We start from the raw sequence: 14084 nt of genomic DNA on the forward strand, positions 1-14084 counted from the left end.
GCCTATGTCATCCGCCCACCTGCCCTATGACTACGTGATAGTCGGCGCCGGGCCCGCCGGCTGTGTGCTGGCCAATCGGCTGTCTGCCGATCCGCAGAACCATGTGCTGCTGCTCGAAGCCGGCGGCCAGGATAATTACCCGTGGATTCATGTCCCGGTGGGTTATCTGTACTGCATCGGCAATCCGCGCACCGACTGGTGCTTCAAGACCGAAGCGCAACCCGGCCTGCAAGGTCGCAACCTTGGCTACCCGCGCGGCAAGGTGCTGGGCGGCAGCTCGTCGATCAATGGCATGATCTATATGCGTGGCCAGGCCGGCGACTATGATCGCTGGGCCGCCCAGGGCAATCCGGGTTGGGCCTGGAACGATGTCCTGGCGCTGTTCAAGCGCAGCGAAAACCACTTTGGCGGCGCCAGCGAATTCCATAACGACCAGGGCGAGTGGCGCGTCGAGCAGCAACGCTACTCCTGGCCGATCCTCGACGCCTTCCGCGCTGCCGCCGCTGAAAACGGCATTGCCAGCGTCAGCGATTTCAACACCGGCGATAACCAGGGCTGTGGATACTTTCAGGTCAACCAGCGTTCCGGCGTGCGCTGGAACTCGTCGAAAGCTTTCCTGCGGCCAATCCTCAAACGGCCCAACCTGACGATCCTGACCGGTGTCCAGGTTGACCGGGTGAACCTGGAAAATGGCCGTGCCAGTGCCGTCGTCGCCCGTTGGCAGGGCGAGGAACATGTGTTCAACGTGCGGCGCGAGATCGTTTTGTGCGCCGGTTCGGTCGGTTCCCCCGGCATTCTCCAACGTTCGGGCATCGGCCCGCGGCCCTTGCTGGAAACCCTCGGCATCGCGCTGCGTCACGAACTGCCGGGTGTCGGCGGCAATTTGCAGGATCATCTGCAATTGCGCCTGATCTACAAACTCAGCAATGCCCGCACTCTCAACCAGGTCGCCAACAGCCTGTGGGGCAAAGTCGGCATGGGCCTGCGTTATCTCTACGACCGCAGTGGTCCGTTGGCCATGGCCCCCAGCCAGTTGGGCGCGTTCGTGAAGTCTTCGGCGGAGCAGGCCTCGGCCAATTTGCAGTACCACGTACAGCCCTTGTCGCTGGAGCGCTTCGGCGAGCCGTTGCATAGGTTCCCGGCCTTTACCGCTTCGGTGTGCAACCTGCGGCCGCTGAGCCGGGGGCGGATCGATATTCGCTCGGCCGATCCGGACGTGGCGCCGTTGATCGATCCGAATTACCTGAGCGATCCAGAGGATCTGAAAGTCGCGGCCGAGGCGATCCGGTTGACCCGGCGCATTGTCGACTCTCCTGCCCTGCGGGTTTTCAAACCCGAGGAATATCTGCCCGGGGCGGCGTTGCAAACCGAAGAACAGTTGCATGAGGCGGCCGCGCGGATCGGCACGACGATCTTTCACCCGGTGGGTACCTGCCGGATGGGCAGCGGCGCGCTGGATGTGGTGGATGCCCGGCTGCGGGTGCACGGTGTCCCGGGGTTGCGGGTCGCCGATGCGTCGATCATGCCGGACATCGTCTCCGGCAATACCTGTTCGCCGACGGTGATGATTGCCGAGAAGGCGGCGCAGATGATTCTGGAGGATGCCCCGGCCATTCATGACTTACGAACGGAGGAAATCCTGGCCCCCTTGTAGGAGCCGGCTTGCCAGCGATGGCGTCCGTAAGATCAATACAAGTCTCACGGGCTTCATCGCTGCGATGCGGCGTCCCGACAAGGGGACGGCGTCGGGCCGGTAGATCGCGTCAATAGTGCAAGAGCGGATTCCGGTGGCAGTCAGCCGGAATCCACAGTGGAACAACAACAATAATCACTGTGGCCCCCAGGGCCGAGGACATGGCAAATGTCGGACTACATCGAGCAACAGCGCATGCGTGCAACCGCGAGCACTGGCAAGGAAGAACGAAAGATCATTTTTGCGTCATCCCTCGGGACGGTTTTCGAGTGGTATGACTTTTTTCTCTATGGCGCCCTGGCGGCGGTGATCAGCAAGCAGTTCTTTGCAGGGGTCAACGACACCACGGCGTTTATCTTCGCCCTCATGGCCTTTGCCGCGGGCTTCCTGGTCCGGCCTTTCGGCGCCCTGGTATTCGGGCGCCTGGGGGATATGATCGGGCGCAAATACACCTTCCTCATGACCATCATCCTGATGGGTCTTTCCACCTTTGCCGTCGGCCTGTTGCCGACCTACACCAGCATCGGCATCGCCGCGCCGATCATCCTGGTCCTGTTGCGCATGCTCCAGGGCCTGGCGCTGGGCGGTGAATACGGCGGCGCCGCGACTTACGTGGCGGAGCACGCGCCGACCGGCAAACGTGGTTCGTATACCGGCTGGATTCAATCCACCGCGACCCTGGGCCTGCTCCTGTCCCTGCTGGTGGTGCTCGCCAGTCGTTATATCAGCGGCGACCAGTTCGAAGTCTGGGGCTGGCGCCTGCCGTTCCTGCTGTCGATCTTCCTGCTGGCGATTTCCACCTGGATCCGCCTGAGCATGCACGAGTCGCCGGCCTTCGTGAAAATGAAGGCGCAAGGCAAGGTCAGCCGCTCGCCGATCCGTGAGTCCTTCGGTTCCTGGTCGAACCTGAAGATCGTTCTGACCGCCCTCTTCAGCATCAACGCCGGGCAGGCGGTGACCTTCTACACCGCACAGTTCTACGTGCTGTTCTTCATGACCCAGATGCTCAAGATGGACCCGACCCAGGCCAATAGCCTGCTGATCATCAGCGTGGTGATCGGCGCGCCGTTTTTCGTACTGTTCGGCTGGCTGTCGGACAAGGTCGGGCGCAAGCCGATCCTGATGCTCGGCCTGCTGCTGGCAACGCTGTGCTATTTCCCGCTGTTCAAGGCCCTCAGCCATTACGCCAATCCGCAGATCGACGCGGCCAGCCGCCAGGCGCCGATCGTGGTGCTGGCCGATCCGGCGAGCTGTACCTTCCAGTTCGACCCGGTGGGCAAGGCGCGTTTCGACAGCCCGTGCGACAAGGTCAAGACCTTCCTGGTCAAGCAGGGCCTGCCCTATAGCTCGCAGGCCGCGGCGCCTGGAACGGACGTGATGGTCTCGGTGGGTGAACAGAAGATCAGCGGCTTTGACGAGGCGGCGATGCGCGCGGCGATCACGGCGGCGGGCTACCCGGCCAAGGCCGATAGCGCGGCGGTGAACGAACCGATGGTGGTGCTGCTGATCGTCTTGCTGATTCTGATTGCCACCATGACCTATGGTCCGCTGGCGGCGGTGATGGTCGAGCTGTTCCCGACGCGGATCCGCTACACCTCCATGTCGCTGCCCTACCATATCGGCAACGGCTGGTTCGGCGGGTTCCTGCCCACGGTGTCCTTTGCGCTGGTGGTCTACACCGGGGATATCTTCTATGGCCTGTGGTATCCGGTGCTGGTGACCGGGGTCAGCCTGGTGGTGGGGTTGTTCTGCCTGAAGGAGACCAAGGGCGTGGATCTGGACAAGGCCTGAGACCGGTTGCCACGGAAATCATATTTCGTTTTGAAAAACCGGCATTAAAGCCGGTTTTTTTATCGCTCGAAAAAACTTATGCACGATTTACAGTGGAAAGTCATACAAATAAATAAGCAATAAAATCATGCGCTTACGTCATTTTTATGAAAGAAATCCAAATCTTGTGCACAAGTTATCCACAATTGCGTCAAACCACGACAGGCGTCTCCATCGCCGGTGCCGGCGGCAACGAACCCATGTCTCGCTGGGTCTGCTCGTTCCAGGCCTGGACCCGGTCATTGAGCTCGGCAATCGCCCGTGGCCCGCTGCCTTCGGCCATCATCGGCGCACCGATCACCACCGTGATGGTCCCGGGTTTCTTCAACCAGCCGGTCTTCGGCCAGAACTTGCCGGCGTTGTGGGCAATCGGCAGCACCGGCAGATCGGCGTTCACCGCCAGTGCCGTGCCGCCCCGGGAAAACTTGCCGACCGTGCCGAGCGGCACACGGGTACCTTCGGGGAAGATCAGCACCCAGACATTGTCCTTGAGCAACTCGTCGCCCTTCTTCGCCACATGCTTGAGCGCTGCCTTCGGGTTATCCCGGTCGATGGCGATCGGCCGCAGCATGGCCATCGCCCAGCCGAAGAACGGCACATACAGCAACTCACGCTTGAGCACCTGGCTCAGGGGCGAGAAATAGGCCGAGAGGAAGAAGGTTTCCCAGGTGCTCTGGTGATTCGACAGAATCACGCAAGGACGTTCGGGTACATTCTCCGCGCCCTTGATTTCGACCGTGATGCCCAGGAATACCTTGCTCAGCCACAGGGCACAACGGCACCAGTACACGTTGATAAAGCGATAACGTGCCTTGAACGGCAGGAACGGCGCGATAAAAAAGCTCAGCGAGCACCACAACAGCGAACTGGTGCCCAGCAGCAGGTAAAAGAAAAAGGTTCTGATGGCCTGCAGGATCGACATAGCGGCATTTACCGTTGCGGGCATTGCCCGCCTATAAAAAGCGCTTCCCGAACAGTCCTTGGTCAGGAGGTCAGAAGAGCTTCAGTTGTGGATAAGTTCTGCGGCAACCGCCGCCAGATCGTCAAAAACCAGGGTACCCACCGGTAGGGTTTTACCCAGTGTCTTTTCGCCTTTACCGGTTTTTACCAAAACAGGCTGACAGTCGACGGCCCGCGCCGCCTCCAAGTCACCGAGGCTGTCGCCGACAAACCATAGCCTAGCCAACGACACTCCATAATGTTCGGCGATGGTGCGCAACATGCCGGGCTTGGGTTTGCGGCAGGCGCAACCCTCATCCGGCCCGTGCGGGCAATACACCACCAGCCCGAGTTCGCCGCCCTGTTGCGCCACCAGCGAACGCAGGCGCTCGTGCATGGCTTCCAGGGTGGCGATGTCGTAGTAGCCGCGAGCAATGCCGGACTGGTTGGTGGCCACCGCCACCGTCCAGCCGGCCCTGCTCAACTGCGCGATGGCTTCGATCGCGCCGGGGAGTGGAATCCATTCCTCCACCGACTTGATGTAGGCGTCGGAGTCCTGGTTGATCACCCCGTCCCGATCGAGAATCAGCAGCTTCAAGACGCGCCCTCAGCCCAGCAGCGAAATATCGGCGACACCCAGGAACAGGCCTCGCAGACGCGCCAGCAGGGCATAACGGTTGGCGCGGACCTTGGCGTCCTCGGCATTCACCATCACCGCTTCGAAGAACGCGTCCACCGGCTCGCGCAGGGCGGCCAGGCGGGCCAGCGATTCGTTGTACTGGCGTGCCGCGGCCATCGGCTGCACCGCCTGGTCCGCCTGCTGGATCGCCGAGTACAGCGAGAACTCGTTGGCGTTGTCGAAGTACTTGGCTTCGACGGTGCTCGGGATGCTGCCTTCGGCCTTGCTCAGCAGGTTCGACACACGCTTGTTCACCGCCGCCAGGGCAGCCGCTTCCGGCAACTGGCGGAACTTCTGCACGGCTTGTACGCGTTGGTCGAAGTCCAGTGCCGAACCCGGCTTGAGCGCGCGCACCGACAGGTAGGTCGCGACGTCGACGCCTTCGTCTTCATAACGGGCGCGCAGGCGGTCGAAAATGAACTCCAGCACCTGGTCGGCCAGGCCGGCGGCCTTGACCCGGGCACCGAAGGCCTTGACCGCGAAGGCCACGGTTTCGATCAGGTCGAGGTCCAGCTGCTTGTCGATCAGGATGCGCAACACGCCGAGGGCGGCGCGGCGCAGGGCATAGGGGTCCTTGCTGCCGGTCGGCAGCATGCCGATACCGAAGATCCCGACCAGGGTGTCGAGCTTGTCGGCAATCGCCACCGCCGCACCGGTCAGGGTGCTTGGCAGTTCGGCGCCGGCGCCGCGCGGCATGTACTGTTCGTTCAGGGCCAGGGCGACATCTTCCGGCTCGCCGTCATTGAGGGCGTAGTAGTAACCGGCGACACCTTGCATCTCCGGGAACTCGCCGACCATTTCGGTGGCCAGGTCGCATTTCGACAACAGGCCGGCGCGGGCCGCGCGCTGGGCGTCGCCGCCGATGCGCGGGGCGATGAACGCGGCCAGCTTGGAGACGCGCTCGGCCTTGTCGTAGACGCTGCCGAGTTTCTCCTGGAACACCACGTTCTGCAGACGCAGGTTGAACTGCTCGAGCTTCTGCTTCTTGTCCTGCTTGAAGAAGAACTCGGCGTCGGTCAGGCGCGGGCGCACGACTTTCTCGTTACCGGCGATGATCTGTTGCGGGTCCTTGCTCTCGATGTTGGCGACGGTGATGAAGCGCGGTAGCAGCTTGCCGTCGACGTCCAGCAGGCAGAAGTACTTCTGGTTGTCCTGCATGGTGGTGATCAGGGCTTCCTGGGGCACGTCGAGGAAACGCTCCTCGAAAGAGCACACCAGCGGCACCGGCCATTCGACCAGGGCGGTGACTTCGTCGAGCAGGTCCGCCGGCATGATCGCCGTGCCTTCCTGCTGGGTCGCCAGCTCGGTGGTGCGTTGGCTGATCAGCTCGCGCCGCTCGTTGGCGTCGGCCAGTACATAGGCGCCGCGCAGGTCGCTCAGGTAGTTGGCCGGCGAGGTGATGCGCACGCTGTCCGGGTGGTGGAAGCGGTGACCGCGAGAGTCGCGACCGGCTTTCTGGGCGAGGATGGTGCAGTCGATGACCTGGTCACCGAGCAGCATCACCAGCCACTGGGTCGGACGCACGAACTCTTCCTTGCGCGCGGCCCAGCGCATGCGCTTGGGAATCGGCAGGTCGTTCAGCGAATCCTCGACGATGGTCGGCAACAGGCTGGCGGTCGGCTTGCCCTGGATGCTTTGGGTGTAGCGCAGTTTCGGTCCGCTCTGGTCGATTTCGCTCAGCTCCACGCCGCACTTCTTGGCAAAACCCAGGGCGGCCTGGGTCGGGTTGCCTTCGGCGTCGAAGGCCGCCTGGCGTGGCGGGCCGTCGAGGTTGATGCTGCGGTCCGGCTGCTGGGTTTGCAGCTGGGTCAGCAATACCGCCAGACGCCGCGGCGCGGCGTAGACCTGTTTGCTTTCGAAGCTCAGGCCGGCGTTTTGCAGGCCTTTTTCGATACCGGCGAGAAAGGCCTCGGCCAGGGTATTGAGGGCCTTGGGTGGCAGTTCTTCCGTGCCCAGTTCAACCAGAAAATCTTGAGCACTCATTGTGCTGCCTCCAACTTAGCCAACACTTCGTCACGCAAATCCGGGGTCGCCATCGGGAAGCCCAGCTTGGCCCGGGCCATCAGGTAGGCCTGGGCCACCGAACGGGCCAGGGTGCGGACCCGCAGGATGTACTGCTGGCGCGCGGTGACCGAGATCGCCCGGCGGGCATCCAGCAGGTTGAAGGTGTGCGAGGCCTTGAGGACCATTTCATAGCTTGGCAACGGCAGCGGCTGGTCCAGCTCGATCAGGCGCTTAGCTTCGCTTTCATAGAAATCGAAGAGTTCGAACAGCTTCTCGACGTTGGCGTGTTCGAAGTTGTAGGTCGACTGCTCCACTTCGTTCTGGTGGAACACGTCGCCGTAGGTCACTTTGCCGAACGGACCGTCGGCCCAGACCAGGTCGTAGACCGAGTCGACGCCCTGCAGGTACATCGCCAGGCGCTCGAGACCGTAGGTGATCTCGCCGGTGACCGGGTAGCACTCGATGCCGCCGGCCTGCTGGAAGTAGGTGAACTGGGTGACTTCCATGCCGTTGAGCCAGACTTCCCAGCCCAGGCCCCAGGCGCCGAGGGTCGGCGATTCCCAGTTGTCCTCGACGAAACGGATGTCGTGCACCAGTGGGTCGAGGCCGACACGCTTGAGCGAGCCCAGGTACAGCTCCTGGAAGTTGTCCGGGTTCGGCTTGAGGACCACCTGGAACTGGTAGTAATGCTGCAAGCGGTTCGGGTTTTCGCCGTAGCGGCCATCAGTCGGGCGGCGGCTGGGCTGTACGTAGGCGGCGTTCCAGGTTTCCGGGCCGATGGCGCGCAGGAACGTGGCGGTATGAAAGGTGCCGGCGCCTACTTCCATATCGTAGGGCTGAAGTACCACACAACCTTGCTCGGCCCAGTATTGCTGGAGGGCGAGGATCAAGTCTTGGAAGGTACGCACGGCTGGCGTAGGCTGGCTCACGAAATTCACCTGTTACTTGGGCTGCGATTCAAAAGGCGGGAGTATACCCGATTCGGCCGTGCGCACGCCCCCTGGAGCCTTATGCCACGCTGCTTTTGGTGCAACGACGATCCTTTGTACATGGCCTATCACGATCAGGAGTGGGGCGTGCCGCTGCGCGATGGGCAGCGTCTGTTCGAGTTGCTTTTGCTCGAAGGGTTCCAAGCCGGTTTGTCGTGGATCACCATCCTGAAGAAACGCGAGCACTACCGGAAGGTCCTGTTCGGCTTCGATGTGGGCAAAGTCGCGGCCCTGAGCGATGCCGATATCGAGCAACTGATGCTCGACCCCGGAATCATTCGCAATCGCCTGAAACTCAATGCCGCAAGGCGCAATGCCCAGGTCTGGCTGACGCTGGAGGACCCGGTGGCGCTGCTCTGGTCCTTTGTCGGCGGCGTGCAGATGATCAATCACTTCAAGGTCCGCGGCGAGGTCCCGGCCCTCACGCCCGAGGCCGAGGCGATGAGCAAGGCGCTGAAGAAACTCGGCTTCAAATTCGTCGGCCCGACCATCTGCTACGCCCTCATGCAGGCCTCGGGCATGGTCATGGACCACACCATCGATTGTGATCGTTACGCCACATTGGCCACGCCACGGTTACAATAGCCGGCTGACAACAAGCTCGATCACGACAGGAGTGGCCTGTGGACAAGTTTAAAGGCGCCATGCTGGTGGGGGCGTTGCGGTTGTTTGCGCTGCTGCCCTGGTGCGCGGTGCAGCGGGTGGGCGCGGCCATCGGCTGGATGATGTGGAAGCTGCCCAACCGTTCCCGCGAAGTGGTGCGGATCAACCTGGCGAAGTGTTTTCCGGAACTCGACTCGGAGGCCCGCGAGCAGTTGGTCGGCCGCAGCCTGATGGGCATCGGCAAGTCCTTTACCGAAAGTGCCTGCGCCTGGATCTGGCCGGCCCAGCGCTCGATGGAGCGGGTCCGTGAAGTCGAGGGCCTGGACATCCTCAAGGAGGCCCTGGCCTCGGGCAAGGGCGTGGTCGGCATCACCAGCCACCTAGGCAACTGGGAAGTGCTCAATCACTTCTATTGCAGCCAGTGCAAACCGATCATTTTCTACCGCCCGCCCAAGCTCAAGGCGGTCGACGAGTTGTTGCGCAAGCAGCGGGTGCAGTTGGGCAACCGGGTCGCCGCCTCGACCAAGGAAGGCATCCTCAGCGTCATCAAGGAAGTGCGCAAAGGTGGTGCGGTGGGCATTCCCGCCGACCCGGAACCGGCCGAATCCGCCGGAATATTCGTGCCGTTCCTCGGCACCACGGCGCTGACCAGCAAGTTCGTGCCCAATATGCTCGCCGGCGGCAAGGCGGTCGGCGTGTTCCTGCATGCGCTGCGGCTGCCGGACGGTTCGGGCTTCAAGGTGATCCTCGAAGCCGCGCCCGAGGCCATGTACAGCACCGATACAGAGACCTCCGTGGCCGCCATGAGCCAGGTGGTGGCGCGTTATGTGCGGGCTTATCCGGACCAGTACATGTGGAGCATGAAGCGCTTTCGCAGGCGGCCGGCGGGTGAGAAACGCTGGTATTGAAACGAGATTGGCATGATCTGTGGATAAATCTGCGCTGCTGACTTATCCACAGATGCACCCTTCAAGGACGCCACAGATGTCCGATAACAATAATTCTCTGCGTATAAAGATCCAGCACCCCAGCATCGGCGAGTGCCTGGGACAGACGCGCAACCTGTCGAGCCAGGGTGTGTATGTGACGCACCCGAGTTTGTCGCGCTTGACCGCCGGCGCGGTGGTCTATGGCCAGGTGCAGGGGTTGCCGGCGGTGGCGCCGCGGATTCGCATGGAAGTGGTGCGGGTCGACGCCGACGGCATCGGCCTGCGCTTCATCGATCTTTGAGCGCGGCCTTTTCCAGCTTTTTCAGAAACACCGTCATTTCCTTTTCCGCCTGCTTGTCGCCATGCCCGCGCGCGGCCTCCAGACCCTGTTCCCAGGCCTCTTTGGCGGCGGCGTTGTCGCCGGCGGCCTGATGCGCCTTGCCCAGCAGTTTCCAGGCGGCGGAGTATTTCGGGTCGAAGCCGACGCAGCGTTGCAGGTGTTCTGCGGCCTTGGCGTTTTCCCCAAGGTCCAGGTAGCCCTTGCCGAGGCCGAAGCGCAGCAGTGAGTTATCCACACCCTTGGCGAGCATTTTTTCCAGTGATTCGAGCATGGCGATCCCTCGATACGGCAATTGTGGCGAGGGGGCTTGCCCCCGTCGGGCTGCGAAGCGGCCCTAAGATCGGCCACTCCGCTGTATCAGTGAAAACGAGGTGAGTGGATTTACGACTGCTTCGCAGCCGAACGGGGGCAAGCCCCCTCGCCACAGGTCAGAAAAAGCTCAGGCCGACATGAAACAGCTTTTCCACATCGCGGATCTGTTTTTTATCCACAAGGAACAGGATGACATGGTCGCCGGCCTGGATCACGGTGGCGTCGTGGGCGATCAGGACCTCTTCATCACGAATGATCGCGCCAATGGTCGCCCCCGGCGGCAAGGCGATATCGGCGATGGCCCGGCCCACCACCTTGCTCGACTTCGCGTCGCCATGGGCAATCGCCTCGATGGCCTCCGCTGCCCCGCGCCTGAGGGAATGCACGCTGACTATATCGCCCCGGCGGACATGGGTCAGCAAGGTGCCGATGGTCGCCAGCTGCGGGCTGATGGCGATATCGATCTCGCCGCCCTGGACCAGGTCGACATAGGCCGGGTTGTTGATCAGGGTCATGACCTTCTTCGCCCCGAGGCGCTTGGCCAGCAGCGACGACATGATGTTGGCTTCATCGTCGTTGGTCAGGGCCAGGAACACATCGGTGTCGGCGATGTTCTCTTCCAGCAGCAGGTCGCGGTCCGAAGCGCTGCCCAGTAGCACCACGGTGCTGTCCAGGGTGTCCGAGAGGTGCCGGCAGCGCGCCGGGTTCTTCTCGATGATCTTGACCTGGTAGCGGCTTTCGATGGCTTCGGCCAGCCGTTCGCCGATCTGCCCGCCGCCGGCAATGACGATGCGCTTGTAGCTTTCGTCGAGGCGGCGCATTTCCCCCATCACCGCACGGATATGCGCCTTGGCGGCGATGAAAAATACTTCGTCGTCGGCTTCGATCACCGTGTCGCCACGAGGCATGATCGGCCGGTCGCGGCGGAAGATCGCCGCCACCCGGGTGTCGACGTTGGGCATGCGCTCGCGTAACTGGCGCAGTTGCTGGCCCACCAGCGGCCCGCCGTAGTAGGCCTTGACCGCCACCAACTGGGCCTTGCCCTCGGCGAAGTCGATCACCTGCAAGGCCCCCGGGTGTTCGATCAGGCGCTTGATGTAGTGGGTGACCACCTGCTCCGGGCTGATCAGCACATCCACCGGGATCGCGTCGTTGTCGAACAGCCCGGCGCGGGTCAGATAGGCCGCTTCACGGACCCGGGCGATCTTGGTCGGGGTGTGGAACAGGGTGTGGGCGACCTGGCAGGCGACCATGTTGGTTTCGTCGCTGTTGGTCACCGCCACCAGCATGTCGGCGTCATCCGCGCCGGCCTGGCGCAGGATCGTCGGAAACGAGGCGCGGCCCTGTACGGTGCGGATATCCAGGCGGTCGCCAAGGTCGCGCAGGCGCTCGCCGTCGGTGTCGACCACGGTAATGTCGTTGGCTTCGCTGGCCAGGTGCTCGGCCAGCGTGCCGCCGACCTGCCCGGCACCGAGGATGATGATTTTCATCGGGGCGCTCCGTTGTCCCGGCTCAGCCGCGCGCGGCGGCGATCTTGATCAGTTTGGCGTAGTAGAAACCGTCGTGTCCGCCCTGCTGGGCGAGCAGCTGGCGACCGTGGGGCTGCTTGATGCCGAAGGCCCCGGCGATGTCCAGCTCGCGGGCGCCGGCTGTGCGGGCCAGGAAGGCCGCGATCACTTCGGTGTTCTCGGTCGGCAGGGTCGAACAGGTGGCGTAGAGCAGGATGCCGCCGACTTCCAGGGTCGTCCACATCGCGTCCAGCAGTTCGCCTTGCAAGGTGGCCAGGGCGGCAATGTCGTCGGGCTGGCGGGTCAGCTTGATGTCCGGATGACGACGGATCACGCCGGTGGCCGAGCACGGTGCGTCGAGCAGGATGCGCTGGAACGGCTTGCCATCCCACCAGGCTGCGGTATCACGACCGTCGGCGGCGATCAGTTCGGCGTCCAGGCCGAGGCGCTCGAGGTTCTCGCGCACCCGCACCAGGCGCTTGGCCTCCAGGTCCACGGCGACCACACCGGCCAGTTGCGGCTGGACTTCGAGGATATGGCAGGTTTTGCCGCCGGGGGCGCAGCAGGCGTCGAGCACCCGATGGCCCGGCGCCAGGTCGAGCAGGTCGGCGGCCAGTTGCGCGGCTTCGTCCTGGACGCTGATCCAGCCTTCATTGAAGCCGGGCAGGTTGCGCACATCGCAAGCCTCTTCCAGGACGATGCCGTCCGGGCTGTAGACGCAGGCGTGGGCGCTGACCCCGGCATCGCCGAGCAGCTTGAGGTAGGCATCGCGCGGGTGATGGCGGCGATTGACCCGCAGGATCATCGGCGGGTGGGCATTGTTCGCCGCGCAGATGGCTTCCCATTGTTCCGGCCAGAAGGCCTTGAGGGATTTCTGCAGCCAGCGCGGATGCGCGGTACGCACCACCGGGTCGTGTTCCAGTTCGGCCAGCAGCGCTTCACTTTCCCGCTGCGCGCGGCGCAGCACGGCATTGAGCAAGGCCTTGGCCCAGGGTTTTTTCAGTTTCTCGGCGCAACCGACGGTCTCGCCGATGGCGGCGTGGGCCGGTATGCGAGTGTAGAGCAGTTGATAGAGGCCGACCAGCAGCAAGGCTTCGACGTCGGCGTCGGCAGCCTTGAAGGGTTTTTGCAGCAGCTTGGCCGCCAGTGCCGAAAGGCGTGGCTGCCAACGCGCGGTGCCGAACGCCAGGTCCTGGGTCAGGCCGCGATCGCGCGCCTCGACCTTGTCCAGTTGCAGCGGCAGCGAGCTGTTGAGCGAAGCCTTGCCGTTGAGGACGGCGGCGAGTGCCTTGGCGGCGGCCAGACGCGGGTTCATTGGCCGAGCACCGTACCGAGGGCGAATTTCTCGCGGCGGCTGTTGAACAGGTCGCTGAAGTTCAGCGCCTTGCCGCCGGGCAGTTGCAGGCGGGTCAGGCACAGGGCACCGGCGCCGGTGGCGACGATCAGGCCCTCCTTGCTGGCGGCGAGGATTTCACCTGGCGCGCCCTTGCCTTCGGCCACGCCGCCGGCCAGCACTTTCAGGGTTTCGCCATCGAGGCTGCTGTGGCAGACCGGCCAGGGATTGAAGGCGCGGATCAGTCGCTCCAGCTCGACCGCCGGGCGGTTCCAGTCGATGCGCGCCTCGTCCTTGTTCAGCTTGTGGGCGTAGGTGGCGAGGCTGTCATCCTGGACTTCGCCGTCCAGGGTCCCGGCGGCGAGACCGGCGATGGCCTGGAGCACGGCGGGCGGGCCGAGTTCGGCGAGGCGGTCGTGCAAGGTGCCGCCAGTATCTTCGGTGCCGATCGGGGTGACGCTCTTGAGCAGCATCGGCCCGGTGTCGAGCCCTGCTTCCATGCGCATCACGGTCACGCCGCTTTCGCGATCGCCGGCTTCCACCGCGCGCTGGATCGGCGCGGCACCGCGCCAGCGCGGCAGCAGCGAGGCGTGGCTGTTGATACAGCCCAGGCGCGGGATATCCAGCACCACCTGCGGCAGGATCAGGCCGTAGGCGACCACCACCATCAGGTCCGGCTTGAGCGCCGCCAGTTCGGCCTGGGCCTCGGCGTTGCGCAGGGTCGGCGGCTGCAGGACGGCGATGCCATGCTCCAGCGCGAGCTGCTTGACCGGGCTTGGCATCAACTTCTGCCCACGGCCCGCCGGCCGATCCGGCTGGGTGTAGACCGCGACGATCTGGTAAGGGCTGTCGAGCAGGGCCTTGAGGTGTTCGGCGGCGAACTCGGGGGTGCCGGCGAAGACGATGCGCAGTGGCTCAGTCATAA

The 14084-nt window shown here is 63.4% G+C and carries 13 protein-coding genes; 5 read left to right on the forward strand and 8 right to left on the reverse strand.

The genetic code is table 11. The features are described 5' to 3' along the window. Positions 1-4: 4 nt before the first annotated feature. Entirely contained in the window at positions 5-1654 is a 1650-nt protein-coding gene (locus M5B96_RS25150; protein WP_248799686.1) for a GMC family oxidoreductase, read from the forward strand. A gap of 207 nt (positions 1655-1861) precedes the next feature. Continuing rightward, the gene (locus tag M5B96_RS25155; RefSeq protein WP_248799687.1) at positions 1862-3484 is read left to right on the forward strand and encodes an MFS transporter; all 1623 of its coding nucleotides are present in this window, start codon (positions 1862-1864) and stop codon (positions 3482-3484) included. A 190-nt stretch (positions 3485-3674) separates the two neighbouring features. Here M5B96_RS25155 and M5B96_RS25160 read toward each other — a convergent pair whose 3' ends face one another. Genes M5B96_RS25160 through glyQ form a run of 4 tightly spaced genes read right to left on the reverse strand, consistent with a single transcriptional unit; the run spans position 3675 to position 8074 of the window. Continuing rightward, positions 3675-4469 (reverse strand): lysophospholipid acyltransferase family protein, encoded by a 795-nt coding sequence (locus M5B96_RS25160; RefSeq protein ID WP_248799688.1) that lies wholly within the window; start codon positions 4467-4469, stop codon positions 3675-3677. Between the two features lie 57 nt (positions 4470-4526). Continuing rightward, positions 4527-5060, reverse strand: coding sequence for a D-glycero-beta-D-manno-heptose 1,7-bisphosphate 7-phosphatase (gene gmhB, locus M5B96_RS25165; protein ID WP_218224739.1), 534 nt, complete (start codon positions 5058-5060; stop codon positions 4527-4529). A 9-nt stretch (positions 5061-5069) separates the two neighbouring features. After that, positions 5070-7124 carry a glycine--tRNA ligase subunit beta gene (glyS, locus tag M5B96_RS25170; protein ID WP_248799689.1) on the reverse strand — a complete coding sequence of 685 codons (2055 nt, stop codon included), beginning with the start codon at positions 7122-7124 and terminating at the stop codon, positions 5070-5072. Further along, on the reverse strand, positions 7121-8074 hold the full coding sequence (gene glyQ / locus M5B96_RS25175; RefSeq protein WP_040062988.1) for a glycine--tRNA ligase subunit alpha: 954 nt from the start codon (positions 8072-8074) through the stop codon (positions 7121-7123). Before glyQ ends, glyS begins: the two co-directional genes overlap by 4 nt. Positions 8075-8155: 81 nt before the next feature. Between glyQ and M5B96_RS25180 the strand changes: the two genes are divergently transcribed. From M5B96_RS25180 to M5B96_RS25190, 3 genes are all read left to right on the forward strand, one after another. Next, entirely contained in the window at positions 8156-8719 is a 564-nt protein-coding gene (locus M5B96_RS25180) for a DNA-3-methyladenine glycosylase I (RefSeq protein WP_248799690.1), read from the forward strand. A gap of 38 nt (positions 8720-8757) precedes the next feature. Then, positions 8758-9645, forward strand: a complete 888-nt coding sequence (locus tag M5B96_RS25185; protein ID WP_248799691.1) for a lysophospholipid acyltransferase — start codon at positions 8758-8760, stop codon at positions 9643-9645. Positions 9646-9721: 76 nt separating this feature from the next. Beyond that, on the forward strand, positions 9722-9967 hold the full coding sequence (locus M5B96_RS25190) for a PilZ domain-containing protein (protein ID WP_248799692.1): 246 nt from the start codon (positions 9722-9724) through the stop codon (positions 9965-9967). On the opposite strand, the gene M5B96_RS25195 is transcribed toward M5B96_RS25190, so the two are convergent. From M5B96_RS25195 to fmt, 4 genes are all read right to left on the reverse strand, one after another. Next, on the reverse strand, positions 9954-10277 hold the full coding sequence (locus M5B96_RS25195; protein ID WP_248799693.1) for a tetratricopeptide repeat protein: 324 nt from the start codon (positions 10275-10277) through the stop codon (positions 9954-9956). The two genes, M5B96_RS25190 and M5B96_RS25195, sit on opposite strands and share 14 nt — an antisense overlap. Positions 10278-10434: 157 nt before the next feature. Further along, positions 10435-11808: a Trk system potassium transporter TrkA gene (trkA, locus tag M5B96_RS25200; protein WP_248799694.1), complete on the reverse strand. Its 1374-nt coding sequence runs from the start codon at positions 11806-11808 to the stop codon at positions 10435-10437. Between the two features lie 22 nt (positions 11809-11830). After that, positions 11831-13141 (reverse strand): 16S rRNA (cytosine(967)-C(5))-methyltransferase RsmB, encoded by a 1311-nt coding sequence (gene rsmB / locus M5B96_RS25205; RefSeq protein WP_248799695.1) that lies wholly within the window; start codon positions 13139-13141, stop codon positions 11831-11833. Further along, positions 13138-14082 (reverse strand): methionyl-tRNA formyltransferase, encoded by a 945-nt coding sequence (gene fmt / locus M5B96_RS25210; protein WP_248799696.1) that lies wholly within the window; start codon positions 14080-14082, stop codon positions 13138-13140. Before fmt ends, rsmB begins: the two co-directional genes overlap by 4 nt. Positions 14083-14084: the final 2 nt, after the last annotated feature.

The sequence above is a fragment of the Pseudomonas sp. MWU13-2105 genome, assembly GCF_023242315.1.
GTDB lineage: Bacteria > Pseudomonadota > Gammaproteobacteria > Pseudomonadales > Pseudomonadaceae > Aquipseudomonas.